This is a genomic window from Staphylococcus pasteuri (assembly GCF_030547725.1).
In the GTDB taxonomy this organism is placed as follows: Bacteria; Bacillota; Bacilli; order Staphylococcales; family Staphylococcaceae; genus Staphylococcus; species Staphylococcus pasteuri.
Genome location: NZ_JAUOQO010000589.1, coordinates 1 through 254, shown reverse-complemented (window position 1 = coordinate 254; position 254 = coordinate 1). Strand labels below are relative to the sequence as shown.

General features: G+C 42.5%; 1 protein-coding gene. It reads left to right on the top strand.

The window, feature by feature from the left end; genetic code table 11:
- A partial coding sequence (locus Q4528_RS14830; RefSeq protein ID WP_303522435.1) for a cytochrome b occupies nt 1-213 on the top strand: 213 nt, incomplete at its 5' end.
- Between the last annotated feature and the right edge of the window lie 41 nt (nt 214-254).

The window sequence follows — 254 nt, the reverse complement described above, 5'->3', positions numbered from 1 at the left end:
GCCGATGGGCGCGCCATTTCGGTATTTGAATGGTTTGAGATCCCTGCAACCGTGACTGGAATCAATCAACAAGAAGAACTGGCTGGAGATGTTCATGAAATTCTAGCGTGGACATTAATCGCCTTAGTTGCTGGCCATGCGTTAGCAGCACTTAAACACCATTTTATAGACAAAGACAGCACCTTAGTTCGGATGTTAAAACCCACTAAGTAAATCGACTAAAAGGGACAAAAAATGAAAACACAGTTAAAAGC